We start from the raw sequence: 14,722 nt of genomic DNA, 5'->3' as shown, positions 1-14,722 counted from the left end.
AGGCTAAGCACTCGAGCCACTTAACGAGTTCAACTTGATGCCTATACGTTTACTGCCTTCCAGCACGCCTGCGCGCGCCTATAAAGGCCCTCACTATGACTTGATCAAACAAACAATTCCGGACTGGCTTGCCACGACCTCCCTGGCCCGGGCCCATCAGATGAGCGCCGCCGACCTTTCTCGACTGCCCGCTTACACCCGCGCCCTCCCCGCAGAGCATCAAGCCCTGCAGGCGGCCAATGCTGAAGGCTGGCGGACGCAAAACGCCGTGGACCGACAACTGCGCGACATACAGGACGTGTATGCCTTTGCCGAACCCCTGCTCAAACAAGCCATTCTGGACAAGTACCACCTTGACCTGGACGTCAAAGCAACGTTTCTGCACCTGTATATCGCCAAGAAACTGCCTTGGTACGCCCACAGTTTTTTCAAGGGCGTGACCGGCCGCAAGGTGTCATTGCTCGACGCGGCCTTGCAGAACTTTGCCGTCGGGGAATCCTTCGAAAGCGACTCCAGCTATATCACCCGTCCCGACTACCGTGGCCACTTCCAGCCCCTGGCGTTGAGCGACACGATGTCCATCCCACAGTTCAAGGCCTCGTGCCGTGAACTGGACCTCGGCGCACGCTATCAACAACACCTGAACAACTACTTGCTGCCAACGGACCTCAGCGCTCGCACCACCTTGAAAAACCAGGTCATCGCCAGCCAGAAAGCCGCGCTCAAGGCGGCGGCACACCTGGCTTACCTGCCCACCGACGGCCAACAGGTCGCGGACCTGAGTGCCGCGACCTACCACGTGTTGATGCGCGCGTTGCGCGGTGAACGGGGCGTGATGCGGTTCTATCAACTGCACATCCTCGATGCTTCACTGAGCGGTATCCTGTTGATCGCCGCTGACCTGGATCGGGTTTCCAGCGCCTCGAAACTGATCGCCTACATCCCCCATGACCCCGAGAGTCCGGTCAAGGAATACACCTCCAGCCTTGCGTTCATGCTCGACCTGACCCGCAAGCTGCAAACCAATGCGTCGATACCGTCTCGCCAGGGGCAAACCTACCAACAGTTCTTCAGCCAGTTTGTCGACCATAATCAACGCGGGCATTTCTTTGCCGGACTCAATCAGCGGCTGTCCAACGTTCGGTGGCACCCGGCGCAGCCACTGGACCCGCGCCCTCAATGGCGGGAAGCGCCGCTGGACAATCCCAACCTGCGCTTCTCCTCGCCCGTCATCGAGGGCGATCTATGGGAATACCGCTACCAGCAATCCTTCAACAAGATATTCAACGACGCACGCAGCATCGCCGTGCCTACGGCCGACGCCGACAGAACAGAGCGCTGGGCCTGGTGGGACAACTTCACAAAAATCCTCTCGGATATTTTCAATGTCGCGCTGCTGGTCATCACTCCGTTCGTGCCGTTTCTCGGCGAGCTGATGTTGGCATACACCGCCTACCAACTGACCAGCGATGTGATCGAAGGCGTGGTAGACCTGGCCGAAGGGCAGTTTATAGAAGCCGCCGAACACCTCGTCACGGTCGCAACCGATACGATCCAACTGGCACTCTTCGCCGCCGGTGGAGAAGTCGCGAGCGCGTTCAAACGCTCGCTCTTCGTCGACAATTTGCGCGCGGTTGAAGTCGACGGGCAACAGCGCCTGTGGAACCCGGACCTGGCGCCTTACGCCCACGACAACCTGCAGCTGGCGAGCGATTCTCAGCCCGATGAACTGGGCCTGCATACGCACCAGAACCAGAAAGTCCTGCCGCTGGATAACCGGCACTACGTCATCGAACACGACGCCAGCCACCAAACCCATCGCATCAAGCATCCCACCCGTCCCGACGCCTATTCACCCAGCATCGAGCATCACCCCAGTGGCGCGTGGATCCATGAGGGCGAGGCCCCCAACACCTGGGACAGCGAGACGCTGCGTCGGCGCCTCGGGCCTGCGGTGGAGGACCTCAGCCCCGCCCAACTTGAACAGGCCTGCCAGACCAGCGGCACCCACGATGACGCCTTGCGCATGATGTATGCCCAACGCGACACCCCACCGCCGCTATTGGCCGACAGCCTCAAGCGGATAAAGCTGCGCCAGCAACTCGAAAGTGCTCCGCAGCAGGTTCGCACCGGGGCCAGTGCGGACCTGCCGACCAACTGGACGGTGCAAACCACTACCGAACTCCAGGGTTGGCCGGCAAACAAAGCCATCCGGGTGTTCGTCAACAGCGACTTGACCGGCCACTCCATCGTCTACGGCGGCACTGACGCCAGCGCTGCCAACACTTTGCGCCTCAGCTATCAGGCTGTGGAAGCCGGCCAGTGGTTCGAACAGGTCATCGCGTTCCTGAGCGACACCGAGCGGATGGCCTTGCTTGCAGCGCCCGGCGCGCAAACCGTGCCCGAACCCGTCATGGCGCTGCGTGAGCGCCTGGCCAATGAGTTGGTGCAGCAGAACACCAGCGTGTTCAACCACCTTTACAGCACCCATGAAGCGCTCAATACCCCGCAGGGCCGACTGATTCAACAGCAGTTTGCGCTATTGCCCAAAGACCTGGTGGTCACGTTACTGCTGCGCACCTCGCCACAAGAATCGAGCGTGATGAGCCGTGAACGGCGCATCCCCTTGCGCCTGAAAAACCTGGCCCGGGAACTGGCCAATGAAGTCCGCGCCAGCCATGCCAGTGAAGGCCTCTACCAAGACGCCTTGCTGACCCCGGACACCGAGCGCATGGCCCTCAATATCGTGCGCCTGCACACCGATGCCCTGGGCGACTTGAACATTGCCATTCACGATCAGACGCCCAGCGGCAGCCTGCGTTGCCAGGTGGGGCCGGCCGACGCGGGCACAAAAAAAATACTCCTGTACAAGGGCCAGGGTCGTTACCAACTGCACGCTGCGTCGCCTTCCACTCCCCCGCCGCAGTACAGCTTTTATGAAGCGTTGTTGCGCGTGGTCCCCACGGACACGCTTGACTACCGGCCAGGTCAAGGCGCGAACTTCAAGGAATGGCTCAAAGCGCAACTGGCGCCACCGGCCGAACGCCGCAGCGTGATAGCGGACAGCCCGCTATCCCCGGCTGAGCAGCGCACCACACAACACTTACTGCAAAAACCCATGTGGGGGGCTTTCCGTCGATGGGTCCTGAGGCAACCCCCACAGCCGCCGACCCCTCGGGAAACGCTGATGAAGCTGTGCCCGCGTTTGACTGAGGAACAGATCCAGAAAGTGCTGCCCCACCTGAGCACTATGCAAGGCGAGCAACTGCTCGGCACACTTGAAGCTGACCATGCGACGCTGCACGAAGACATGAACAGGTTCCGCAAAAAACCACTCGTAGATCCCATGGCAAGCACCGATCAAGCCCTGCTTGAAATACACACTCGAAACCAGGTCATCCATGAGTTGACTGCCTGCTGGGAAGACGGTGCCTACCTGCGCATGCAACCGATGGAAGCGAAAACCCGCGGTACCCTGCTGGACTTGAACGGGCTGGCCCTGGGTCTTCACCTGGAACGCCTGGGACCACTGCGAGCAGACTTCAGTCATGTCACCCGCTTGAAGCTCAGCGGCTCAGCGCTGGGCGATCGCGAATTACCCTTTCTCGATAATTTCCACAACCTGCGCAACCTGGACCTGTCGGCCAATCGTCTCGACAAGGTGCCGTCGCAGATATTGCCCATGAACGGCCTGACCGCCCTGAACCTGGGTGACAACCCTATTGCATGGTCGCCCTCCGACCACGCCACGCTTAAACAATGCCCACAGTTGCGCGCGTTGAATCTGGAAGGTAATACCCGCCTGGAAACCCCACCGGATGTCAGCCAAATGCCGGAGCTGCGCCTGCTGATACTCAACAGAACCGGTATCACTCAATGGCCGCAAGGGCTGGAAAGCCCGAGGCCCGCTCTGCTGGAGCTGGACCTGAGAAACACGGCGATCAACACCGTCCCCGTGTTTGCGCCAGAAACTCCCGCCGCCAGGATTGTGGCCAACAGTTGGCTGGATATGACCAGGCTTGAATTCGAGGATGAACAACGCTTCGTCAGTTATCGCCGGGCCCAGGGGATCGACCCTTACCGCACCACGCCTCGCGGCGGTAAAACCGACAGCCAATTCTGGATGGTTGGCCTGACACCTGAACAGCGCACCACGGCACAGAAGGTGTGGGACGAGGTGGAAGCGGAACACGGCTCCCAGGGTTTGTTCGAGGTGTTCAGACTGTTGCAGCCGCCTGCAGGTTTTCAAACCGAAATCGATGCGCAGTTGTTTGAACAAGGTCGCGAGGACCTCTCCCAGCGAGTCTGGCAGGTGGTGTTTCGTGCCTATGAGAACACCGGGTTTCGCGAGCGGATATTCAGTTTGGCCGGCGCACCGTCCCTGTGCGCGGATGCCGGGGCCCATACGTTCAACCGCATCGGCGTGGAAACCCTGCTGGAAATCATCCGCAATGACAACAGCCCTCACCTCGAACGTCACCTGGTGACACTGGCCAAACAGACCTGGCGCCTGGAGCAGATCAACCAAATCGCCCACAAGGAAATCCAGCATCGCATCGCGCCAGAAAGCGAGGGCGGATTGGGCCAGGCGTTTGGCAGCGGTGAAAACCAGGTCGATGACGTGCAGGTGTACCTCGCCTACCAAACCGGGCTCAAACGCCGTCTCGACCTGCCGTGGCTGTCCGAACACATGGTCTACCGCAACACGGCTGGGCTGACTCAAGAACATCTGGATACTGCGGTGCGCCAGGTTATCGAGCTGTCCCAGGGCGACGGCCTGGTCAACGGCATTCTTGAGCAACCGTTCTGGGCCGACTACCTGCATGACGCCCATCTGGAAGCGTTCAAGGCTCAAGCCGAGAAACGCACACACGCCGGCAACCAACTGGAGGATCTACGGGATGCCCACACGGAATGGATCGGCGCCGAGGTGACGCCTGAGCGCAAGGCACGTTTGCGCGAACAGATCATCACGCTGGCCAATGAACTGACGATCCCCCATACCGTGGTGCTGGCCGAAGAACCCTTCTCCGATGCCACCGTGCAACGGCTTTACAGTGACATCCAGGATGACTACAACGAATTGGCGCGCCGTTTGACGCGACAGGCACTGCTGGACGCGTACGAATAACCGAACGCGTCACAAGCCACTGCCGGTCACTGTTTCACCCGCAGAGCATTACACCTCGGAGTCCCAGATCACCGTGACCATGCCCGAATAGGTACTGCCCGGCTGCTTGAGCATTTCGGCCACGTCATCCCTGGTCACCTCAAAGTGCAGGGTGCCTGGCCGATCATTGACGTAATAGCGCGGATGGAACAGCTCGGTACCGATGCCGTCGAGGCGCAAGGGGCGACGGCTGACCGCCTGATCGTCCTGACCGGCCAAGCCATAGGGCAGGCTGACGGCAACCTGCACGGGTACCTCATCGCCATTGTTATTGCGCAAACCACAGGTATTGCCTGCAATAAGGGAGCATTCAAGTTGCATCTTGAAACGCGAACTGGCGGCGATCACAAAGGTTTGATCGCGAAACAGCCGCGACGGCGTACGTCCATGATTGAGCCAGTTTTGCCACCCCCCCTGGGGGACCAACTCGATGCGGTTACCCCCCGGAGGGATATCGACCTTGAGGGCATGTACCACACTCAGGACAAAATTGAGCGTCACCCTGTCGATATTGGGGCTCAGTTCATCCCCCATATCAAAGTCCATGCCCCTGCCAATGGTGTAAGACAACGCGCCACGGTACTCACCGGTCTGCATGGTCAACGGGTTGGGGGTACGCAGTTCATACGCATAGTCGAGCCCGCTCCAGCGGAAGTGAGGAATCGTCACCGACGGTGTCCTTGCACATGCCCCGGCGCCCTCGGGCGTCAGCCAGAAAAACTGGGCATAGGCGAGAGCCGCCACGAGAAAGTTGGTACTCACGCAGGGAGCCGGGGCGGACTGCCACGCCGACTGCCAGGGCACCCCTGGGCGCGCCCAGGCACTCACCCCCGGCGGATAGGACATATTCCAGCCGCCACCGACACCGGCAATCCGCATCTGCACGATTTCTGTGTCGCCGGACCCGTGGACCACCTCCACATCCCGCCAACTGGAAGGCACTGTGAGCATGAAGCCTTGTCTCGGGTCTTCATGGTTCGCTTCAATCCCCGTTCCCGTAACGAACGCAAGCTGTGGAAGCCTGAGACTGAAAATACCCAGTTGCTTGCAACGGGCCGCCATCCACTGAGCGCAGACGCCCGCCTGGGGCGTTTTATTCTCAAATTGGTTGACCATCGGGTTGGATGGATCGGGAACGAACGTCGCCCGGATCTCCTGATCCGCAGCCTGTGCAGGCCACGAAAATACACTGGCTGCCAGCATCAGCGCGACGGATAGTTTTTTGCGTATGGGCATGACGTTACCTACTTTGTTATTCACCTGACCGAGGCCGACACGTACAGGTACTGGGCCGCGACGATTCAGCCCTTTACTTCCACAATCCTGTCAGTCCCGCCTTCCACCACATGAAAGCGGTACACGCGCCCGGCCTGTTTCTCGAAACTGAACACCCGCCCCGGGAAGATGTGGTTTTTGGTAGTGGGTGCACAATCGGTTCGATTGCTGGCCGAACAGTCCTTGAACTCATCCACCACCACCACCGTGTTGCCGGCGTTGCGCAAGGTGTAGTTGCGGCCACCGTTTTCGATCCGAGTGTCATAACGGCTGTCCTTGGGCCGCACGAAAAATACCGTGCCGTAGCCGGCCATCACCCGCACGCCGCCCGCGATCTTGTCCTCATAAGCCTTGCGCTCCTCTTCCGTGGCCAGGAACTCGTCGTCTTTCTCCGGCGCTACGGGCAGGTAGCGCACCCGGAAGTAACGCTCGCGGTCACGTTCGCCCATAAACACAAAGCGCGTGTTCTGCATGCCGGTGGCCGGCACGATCAGGCGCGCCGGGCTGGCGATCAGAGCGTCCGACTGGTTCTTGATCGGGACTTCGTCATACGTGCCGTCAGGCTTGTAGAGCATCTCGGTCACGTTGATCTTGACGAAGGCGGTACTGGTGCCGCCATTGAATATGCGCTTGAGGTAGTTGTTTTTATCGCCACTCAAGTAGTCGTAAAAATCCCCGACATGAATGGCCGGCCCGGCCTGGACATTGACGGACCACAGGCAGCACACCAATACAGCAGATAGATATTTCATAAGCACCTCGCTAAATCGCTCGACATCACGGCCTCACCGCATCAAACAGCAGATGTACGCTGCCAAAGTATTCACCCGGCGTATAACCGCCCTCAGGCTCTACCGCGGCAATCTCCAACAACACCCGTTTACCGGCACGGGCTTCGGCTTCCGGCACCACCAGGGTTTCGTCCAGGCTCAACACCTGGCCGTTGAAGGTGACGTTCAACGCAATCGAACGAGGACCGTTGGACAGCACGGGCGCCTGGTTCAGGCGCGCCGCAATGCCGCCGCCGCTGTTCTTCACATCGAAGTGTTCACGTAGCGGTTTAAGGGTGCCCGGCACCAGTTGCCAGGCCATTTCCTGCTCACGCTCCAGGAATCCGGGGTTGATCGGCAGTACATAAAAGTCGCGGGTGGGAATGGTCACCGACACGTCGAAGACCTGCACTTCGCGAATGGCCAAGGCCTGGGCACTGAGCAACACCCCGATCACCAACAACATCCCCAGGACGACCTTGCGGAATTTGCCCGCATGGGCTCTCTCAATGACCATCAGCCTTTGACCTCATGTGTGTTTTTCTCGCCGCCTTCGATCAAGGTAAAGCGGTAGGTACGACCGGCCTGCTTGGTAAAGCTGAAATCGCGACCGGGCAGGATGTGGCTCTTGGTAGTGGGCTGGCAGTCCTGGGGTTCAGCGGTAGAGCAGTCCTTGAACTCATCGACTACTACCACGCTGTTGCCCGCGTTGCGCAACCCGTACTCGCCCTCACGCTCTTCGGCGCGCGTGTCAAACCGGGTGGTTTTGGGGCGCACGAAAAACACCGTGCCGAATCCCGCCAACACCGTGACGCCTGCCGACAGGCTGTTTTTGTAGGCCTCGCGATCGTCGCTGGAGACGCCAAACTCATCGTCTTTTTCGGGCATTACCGGCACGAAGCGCAGGCGAAAATAGCGTTCGCTTTCGCGCTCGCCCAGGTACAGCAAGCGGGTGCTCTGCATGCCATTGGCCGGTACGATCATGCGCGCCGGGGTGGCCATCAGACCGTCGCGGGCGGTGTTGTCGGCGTTGCTCTTAAGCTCCACTTCCTCAGACGTACCGTCAGCGTTGTAGACAATTTCCATCACCGTGACCTTGATAAACGCCGTGCTGTCGCCGCCATTGAAGACACGCTTGAGGTAGGTGGATTTATCGCCGTCGAGGTAGTCGTAGAACACCCCGACATTGATATTCGGCACGGCCTGTGACAGCGGCAGCCAGCAGAGCGCGCACAGCACGAATAGATGTTTCATGGACATATACCTCAAAGCTCCGAATCCCAAACGACCGTCACCTGCCCCGAATAGGTGGTGCCTCCCTGCGCCACCATCGTGTCGGCATGTTCTTTCTTGACCTCAAAATGCAGCGTTCCCGGGCGGTGATTGACGTAGAACCCTGGCTGGAACTCCTCGGTACCAGCACCGCTCAAGAGCAAAGGTTGACGATCAACACCGGAGCCATCGGGACGAGTCAGGCCGTGGGGAAGGCTTACGCTGATATCCAGGGGGACCTTGTGGCCGTCACCGTTTTTCAAGGCGCAGGTGTCGCCGATTACACGCTCGCACTCCAACTGCATCTTGAAACGCGACGACACGTAGATGTTGAAAGTCTGATCGCGGAACAACCGCGCGGGTTTGCGGCCCTGGTTCAACCAGGTTTGCCAGCCGCCCTGAGGGACCAACTCAATACGATTACCGCCCGCAGGAAGCTCGACCTTAAGGGCGTGCTCCACGTCCAGAACGAAGTTGAGCGTTAATACGTTGTCGTCGGGCAACATGACGTCACCCATGTCGAAGTCCTGGCCAGGGCCGATCAGAAAAGTATGAGTCCCCTCATAAGTGCCCGATAACATACCCAGAGGGTTCGGTGTGATCAGTTCATAGGAAATACTCAAGTTCGAGTATTTGAAGTCAGGGAGGATGTGCGTAGGGCGCTTAAAGCAAACACCGGCGCCTGGAGGTACCCGCCAGAAAAACCCGTAATAGTAAGCGTTGCCATACCCTACGCCGCCATATTGACACGGGGATGGAGCATTGACCCAGTTGCCCCCCTCCCATGTACCCTCATGCAGTGGCTGCGTCTGCTCATGGGCTCCGCCTATACCGCTGACCCGCAACAGAACCTGCTCTGTATGCCCCTTTTCCCGGTGTCGGACAGTCACTGCCGTTAACGAAGAAGGGACTTGGAACATCGGCCCGTTACGTATCTGGTCCAAAGGCTGAATCGGAACGACGGCGTTGAAGTTGATCGGAAAATTGATGCTGAACACCCCATTTTGACAATACGTCGGGTGATCACGGCAATACCCTCCAGGCGGCGTGGTGTTCTCAAACTGGTTCACCATCGGGTTGCCGGGATCCGGACGGAACACTGCCGTGATCTCTTCAGTAACGGCTGGCGCCGACGAGCTGAACAACAGGGCCGCTGCCACGGCCACAACCTGACTAAACAGTGCGCTCATGGTTTTCATGCTGAGGGATGGTCTCGTCATGACATTCAACCGGCGGTCTGAGCGTTAAGGGTGGAATCGGCCAAGGTGTCCGGCGTGCAGCGCAGATCACCAATCATCAGCACATTGTTTTCGCTGGGCGCTTTGGACGGATCAAGACGGAACTGGCACAGCAACTGATTGTTGTGGCGCACTTCCAGGGTCGGCGAGCTGGCGTTCATCTCCAGGGAGAAGAAACCATCCACTTCACTCACCCCACGGGTGGCGTGGTTGATGACGTGATGGCCCTTTAGCGGTTTGCCCTGCGGGTCGACCAGGCGCCCGAGGACGGTCACGGTTTGCATCACGTTGACCTTGAGGTATTCCACCCCGCCCTTGTTCAGGTGGTAACTGACACGGTGCGGCTGGATCGAGGCCGAAGGCGCGTGGTTGCCCTCGAAGTCGAACGTCACCGCGCCACCCTTGTAGGCCGTGATCGGGATAAAATTGCGCCCAATCCGCAACGCGGTGCTGCCGCCACTGAAGTCATCGGCGCGCAGGGCGATGTCGTCGATATCGGTCTCGACGTCGACAATCATTCCCGCGCCGGTACCGGAATACTGGCTGGTGAGCACCATCTTCTGGCGGCCGAGGGCGAGGGTGCTCTCCAGGTTCAAGCCACCGCTCAGCTCATTGTTGAACGACGATTGCTGCACAAACGCATCGCCCTGCAGGGCTTCGGTTTCAAAGCTGGCCATGCCCGACATGCCGATGCCGTAGGTGTCGGTAATTGCCGTGGCCGAGACGCTTTGCAGCAGGTGATCTTGCAGGTCTTTGCGATAGGTCACAGAGGCGTTGTTATCACGCGAGCCGTCACGGGCGGTGCGCGTCCCGAGGCTGGCGGACCACTGTTCACCCGGGCCGCCAAGGGCCAGGCTGACACTCAGATCGACGCCGCGATTACGCTTGTCGCCAGTGCTGGCACTGCCCGGCCGGTCATACAAGGACAAGCGCCAGTTGGCGTCGCTGCCAAACAGATGGGTGCGCTCGCTCCAGCCCAGGTCCAGGCCAACACCTTCTACGTTACCTTCGGTGTGGGACAGTCTGGCACTCACCGAACGCAAGTTACTGAGCCGGTGATTCAGGGAAATCGATGAGTTACTGGTCTGGCCGACAAACACATTCACCTGGCGAATGCGCGTGCCATCGGGCAGGTATTCGTAGGTGTTGCGGGTGTCCAGCCAACTGCGGGTATGGTTAAACACCACCGTACCGGCGCCATAGTTATAGAGCCCGTTGAGGTCGACACCGGTGCCGTAGTTGTCGGTCTGGTAGACGTTGGCGTACACGCTGGCGGAGCTGGCCAGCGTCCAGTCGATGGAGGTGCCGTATTGCATGCGGTCTTTAACCTGGCGCCCCGAAACGCCCAACACCACGCGCGGGTGGGCCAGGTAGTTGAGGGAGACGCCGGCGGTCATGTCACCACTGGACTGTTCATCCCAGTTGCTGAGCAACTTGCTTTCCTGCCCGGCAAATACGTTATAGCGCCAGCGGTCATCGTTGTTGCGCCAGTTGTTGGGCTTGTAGACCAATTCCTGGGTGGTGTTAGTGACCTGGCCGTCTTCTATCAGGCGCACTTCGACCTCATAGATCCCGCCGGGCAACGGACGTGTGTCCAGGTTCTGCAGGCCACTGGTGACGGGCTGGGTGTTGATCAGCAGGCCATTGCGATAAATCTCCACCGAGCCCTGGCGGTTGGCGGTAATGGCAATCGGATAGATGCTGGCCTTGGGGTTGTTGATCATCAAGGTGTCGGAGCTGCCGTACATCACGCCGATGGCGGTGTCGGGGCTGGCGCCGAAGGTGCGCAGTTGCCGGGTGAGACCTTCGGCATTGGGTGTGAAATAACCCAGGCGCAAAAACTGGCCTTCCAGTTCGCGCTGGGTGTAGAGCGAGTACACCGCATGGTTGAGGGCGTCGTTATCGGGGCCGCCGAGGCGCGAGAACTGCGCGTTCAACACTTGGCTCCAATTGCCCAGGCTGCTGCTGGCGTCAATCCCAAAACGCCCGCCCGTGTCCTGGCCCTGGCCGCCGTTGAGGTTCAGTTGGTTACGCACAATCATGCCTGCGCTGCCCTCATGGGGAAGCTCGTGGTAACGCCGGCTTTCGGTGTCGCGCTCGGCGTTCTCGGTCAGCAGTGAGACCAGGGATTTTTCCAGGTTGTAGTGCACGGCCAGCAACTGGTCGGGGCAATTACTCTCGCAGGTGCCCAGTGGCACTTGCTGCTTGAGGTATTCGGCCCAGCGCTCACGTTCATCGTCCTTGACCGGGCTTCCTTCATGGTCGTTAAACGAAAGCAGGGTCAGGGTGTCTTCACGAGACAAGACAATCATTGCCTCCCCTACGAACTCTTGGTCACGCTCAACTCGAACGGCCAGGGGCACATCGAAAAAGTGCTCTTCAAAGTCCGCCGGCAAACCCTTGGCCTGAGCCAGCAAACTGCGCGGTGTTGTGCCATCGGCCACTGGAGCAGCTAACGCACCCGCACAAAACAACAGGGCAAGCGCTGCCGCGATGGGAGTCATCGGGAACATGAACGGAATACTCTGAATACGGATTTTCAACACAATAAAGGCCGATCAACCGACAGGGACACTGCCTGTTGATCGGTAATCGCTACCCAATAAAACGACGCTTACGGGTCAACTTATTGCGCTCACAGGGTGACGCGAGGCTCGTGGTCGAAGACCACGGTGAAGTTGGTGGTGAAGAGACCCGCATCCGTGTCGGCAGGTTTGGCTGGAACAATAACCAGGTCAGCCTGGGTACCTGGAGTGGAACTGGCATCATCGACAACTTCCAGCGGCGAGCCGGTCAGGGTGACGCCGTTGAAGGAAGTGGTCAGGGCAATGGACGCAGTGCCGTTGCTCAGGGAAGCTGGACCGCCTTCGATGTAAGCCTTGACCGAACCGTCGGTATTTTTTACCGCGTAGGTTTCGCGCAGGCTGCTCAGGTTACCGGTCACAGTGTTGTAGGTCATGGTCTCATCGCGACCGAAGTCCGGGTTGAGCGGTTGTGCATGGAACTGTTTGGTAGGAATGGTTGCCTTGATGTTGATGACGCTGGTGGCTTCACCGGCGGCAAAGACGCTGGAAGAACCGAAGGCCAACATAACCAGTGGCAGTACGAAAGCAGTTTTCTTGAGCATTATCAGGTACCTGTATATCGCTTTAATTGAGTTGAAAGCCCGATCAGCTTGCAACTTTCTCACGCATTTAAAGAGCACAGCTTTGCAAGATCCGACTGTGTCTTAGGACGCAGGCATATCTTCCACCGAATAAAAAACAAAGTAAGCCAGAGCCTTCTCTAAAGCATGTAGCCATAGGCCATATGGCCAGTGAGACAAAAACAAAAAAGCCAAATAATGCCATCAGCAGCTGTAATACATATCCTACAAAGACACTATAAACTTATGACTTATGCGCGCTAAAAACCCGGACTGTCAGAAACGTATTACATGGCGATATAACGAAGCTTAATTAAACATCTAATTAGAGTATTAACTCAATCTTTTAATCCTGGCTTAGTTTTTTAATAACTCGGTATGTTCGTCATTACCAGTCCGTCATCGCCTTTGGCGGCCGCCGAACCGCTCATCGGAGAAGGCCTTTACGCAGGATAAGATATATCTTAAGTTGTATCTTGATTTTTCAGAGAGCACGACAATGAAAGACCCCCATTCCCACCGCGCAACCGGTAGCGGCCGCGACATCTTTGACAAACGCTCCAGCCGCGAACGGGCCGAGCGTGGCCCGCGCGTCTTTGCGCCGGGTGATCTGAAATTGCTGCTACCGGCGCTGATCGCCGAAATGCCCTGCCACGGCTACGACCTGATCCGCCGGATCGAAACCTTGTTCGACGGCGCCTACAGTCCCAGCCCCGGGGTGATCTACCCCACGCTGACCTTTCTCGAAGAAAGCGAATTGATCACGGGCGACGCCGAGGGCGGAAAAAAACGCTACACAATCACCGATGCCGGTCGTCTCTTATTGAGCGAACAGGCGGTTGCCCTCGAAGGCATTCGCATGCGCATGGACGTAAGCAAACGCTCGCTGCGCGGCCAGGACCGGCCACCGGAAATCCACGAGGCGGTGCACAACCTGCGCCATGCCTTGCATTCGCACCACGGGCGCTGGAGCCCGGAAGAAATCGCGCGGGTCGCGGCGCTGCTCAACCGCACCGCGCAAGCCATTGCCGACGGGAAAGACCAATGAACACACAAGCCATTCACCGCGTGACCCACGACGTCAAACGCCGCCGCCTGCAGGTACTGCGGGTGGTGGACATCACCCCGCGTATGCGCCGCATTACGCTGGGCGGCCCGGAACTGGCGGGCTTTGTCAGCCTGGGCAGCGATGATCACATCAAGCTGCTGTTCCCACAGAACGCCGCCGAACAAGCAGCCCTGGAAAGCCCGACGTTCACCATCAAGGGCGACGGCCCGCAACCGGCGATGCGCGATTACACGCCACGGCGTTACGACCTGAACCGTGGCGAACTGGATATCGACTTCGTGCTGCACGGCGATGGCCGTGCGTCCACCTGGGCCGAGCAGGCGCAAGTCGGCCAGCACCTGTATATCGGTGGGCCACGGGGTTCGATGATCGTGCCGGATATCTTCGACAGCTACCTGCTGATCGGCGATGAAACCGCCCTGCCCGCCATCGGCCGGCGCTTGGAAGAATTGCCCGCCGGGCGCAAGGTGCTGGCGGTGATCGAAATTGCCGATGCCGCAGAGCAGCAAGTGCTGCAGAGCGCGGCGGATGTCGAGATTATCTGGGTGGTGCGCGGCGAGGCAGAACTGCTTGAGGTCGTGCGCAACCTCACGCTGCCCGGCGGAAAGTTGTACAGCTTTGTCGCGACCGAAACCAAACTGTCGCGCCAGGTGCGGCGGGTGTTGCTGGATACCCACAAGGTCAATGAGGAGTACCTCAAGGCCGTGGGTTACTGGCGTGCGGAAGGCAGTGAAGAGCAATGAGACCGACGCGATCAAAAAATGTGGGAGGGGGCTTGCCCCC

At 59.0% G+C, this 14,722-nt stretch carries 10 protein-coding genes; 3 read left to right on the top strand and 7 right to left on the bottom strand.

What is annotated here, in order from left to right; translation table 11 throughout:
- Positions 1 to 37: 37 nt before the first annotated feature.
- Positions 38 to 5,131, top strand: coding sequence for an NEL-type E3 ubiquitin ligase domain-containing protein (locus tag C4J92_RS05645; protein WP_124403209.1), 5,094 nt, complete (start codon positions 38 to 40; stop codon positions 5,129 to 5,131).
- Between the two features lie 48 nt (positions 5,132 to 5,179).
- On the opposite strand, the gene C4J92_RS05640 is transcribed toward C4J92_RS05645, so the two are convergent.
- The 7 genes from C4J92_RS05640 to C4J92_RS05610 form a co-directional block, all read right to left on the bottom strand.
- Positions 5,180 to 6,406 carry a hypothetical protein gene (locus tag C4J92_RS05640; RefSeq protein ID WP_256657457.1) on the bottom strand — a complete coding sequence of 409 codons (1,227 nt, stop codon included), beginning with the start codon at positions 6,404 to 6,406 and terminating at the stop codon, positions 5,180 to 5,182.
- 65 nt (positions 6,407 to 6,471) lie between these two features.
- Positions 6,472 to 7,197: a molecular chaperone gene (locus tag C4J92_RS05635; RefSeq protein ID WP_124403208.1), complete on the bottom strand. Its 726-nt coding sequence runs from the start codon at positions 7,195 to 7,197 to the stop codon at positions 6,472 to 6,474.
- Positions 7,198 to 7,222: 25 nt separating this feature from the next.
- Positions 7,223 to 7,732, bottom strand: a complete 510-nt coding sequence (locus C4J92_RS05630; RefSeq protein WP_124403207.1) for a CS1 type fimbrial major subunit — start codon at positions 7,730 to 7,732, stop codon at positions 7,223 to 7,225.
- Positions 7,732 to 8,469 carry a molecular chaperone gene (locus C4J92_RS05625; protein WP_124403206.1) on the bottom strand — a complete coding sequence of 246 codons (738 nt, stop codon included), beginning with the start codon at positions 8,467 to 8,469 and terminating at the stop codon, positions 7,732 to 7,734. Before C4J92_RS05625 ends, C4J92_RS05630 begins: the two co-directional genes overlap by 1 nt.
- An 11-nt stretch (positions 8,470 to 8,480) precedes the next feature.
- Complete coding sequence (locus C4J92_RS05620) at positions 8,481 to 9,686, bottom strand: hypothetical protein (RefSeq protein ID WP_305955733.1); 1,206 nt, start codon at positions 9,684 to 9,686, stop codon at positions 8,481 to 8,483.
- Positions 9,687 to 9,712: 26 nt separating this feature from the next.
- Positions 9,713 to 12,238, bottom strand: a complete 2,526-nt coding sequence (locus C4J92_RS05615) for a CS1-pili formation C-terminal domain-containing protein (RefSeq protein ID WP_124403205.1) — start codon at positions 12,236 to 12,238, stop codon at positions 9,713 to 9,715.
- Positions 12,239 to 12,360: 122 nt separating this feature from the next.
- The gene (locus C4J92_RS05610; RefSeq protein WP_124369776.1) at positions 12,361 to 12,852 is read right to left on the bottom strand and encodes a CS1 type fimbrial major subunit; all 492 of its coding nucleotides are present in this window, start codon (positions 12,850 to 12,852) and stop codon (positions 12,361 to 12,363) included.
- A 517-nt stretch (positions 12,853 to 13,369) separates the two neighbouring features.
- Between C4J92_RS05610 and C4J92_RS05605 the strand changes: the two genes are divergently transcribed.
- Positions 13,370 to 13,918 carry a PadR family transcriptional regulator gene (locus tag C4J92_RS05605; protein WP_124403204.1) on the top strand — a complete coding sequence of 183 codons (549 nt, stop codon included), beginning with the start codon at positions 13,370 to 13,372 and terminating at the stop codon, positions 13,916 to 13,918.
- Positions 13,915 to 14,682, top strand: coding sequence for a siderophore-interacting protein (locus C4J92_RS05600; protein ID WP_124403203.1), 768 nt, complete (start codon positions 13,915 to 13,917; stop codon positions 14,680 to 14,682). Before C4J92_RS05605 ends, C4J92_RS05600 begins: the two co-directional genes overlap by 4 nt.
- The last annotated feature ends 40 nt before the right edge of the window (positions 14,683 to 14,722 follow it).

This window comes from Pseudomonas sp. R3-18-08 (genome assembly GCF_003852065.1).
Lineage (GTDB): Bacteria > Pseudomonadota > Gammaproteobacteria > Pseudomonadales > Pseudomonadaceae > Aquipseudomonas.
The sequence above is the reverse complement of the archived record's forward strand: the minus strand, read 5'-3'. Positions and strand labels throughout refer to the sequence as shown.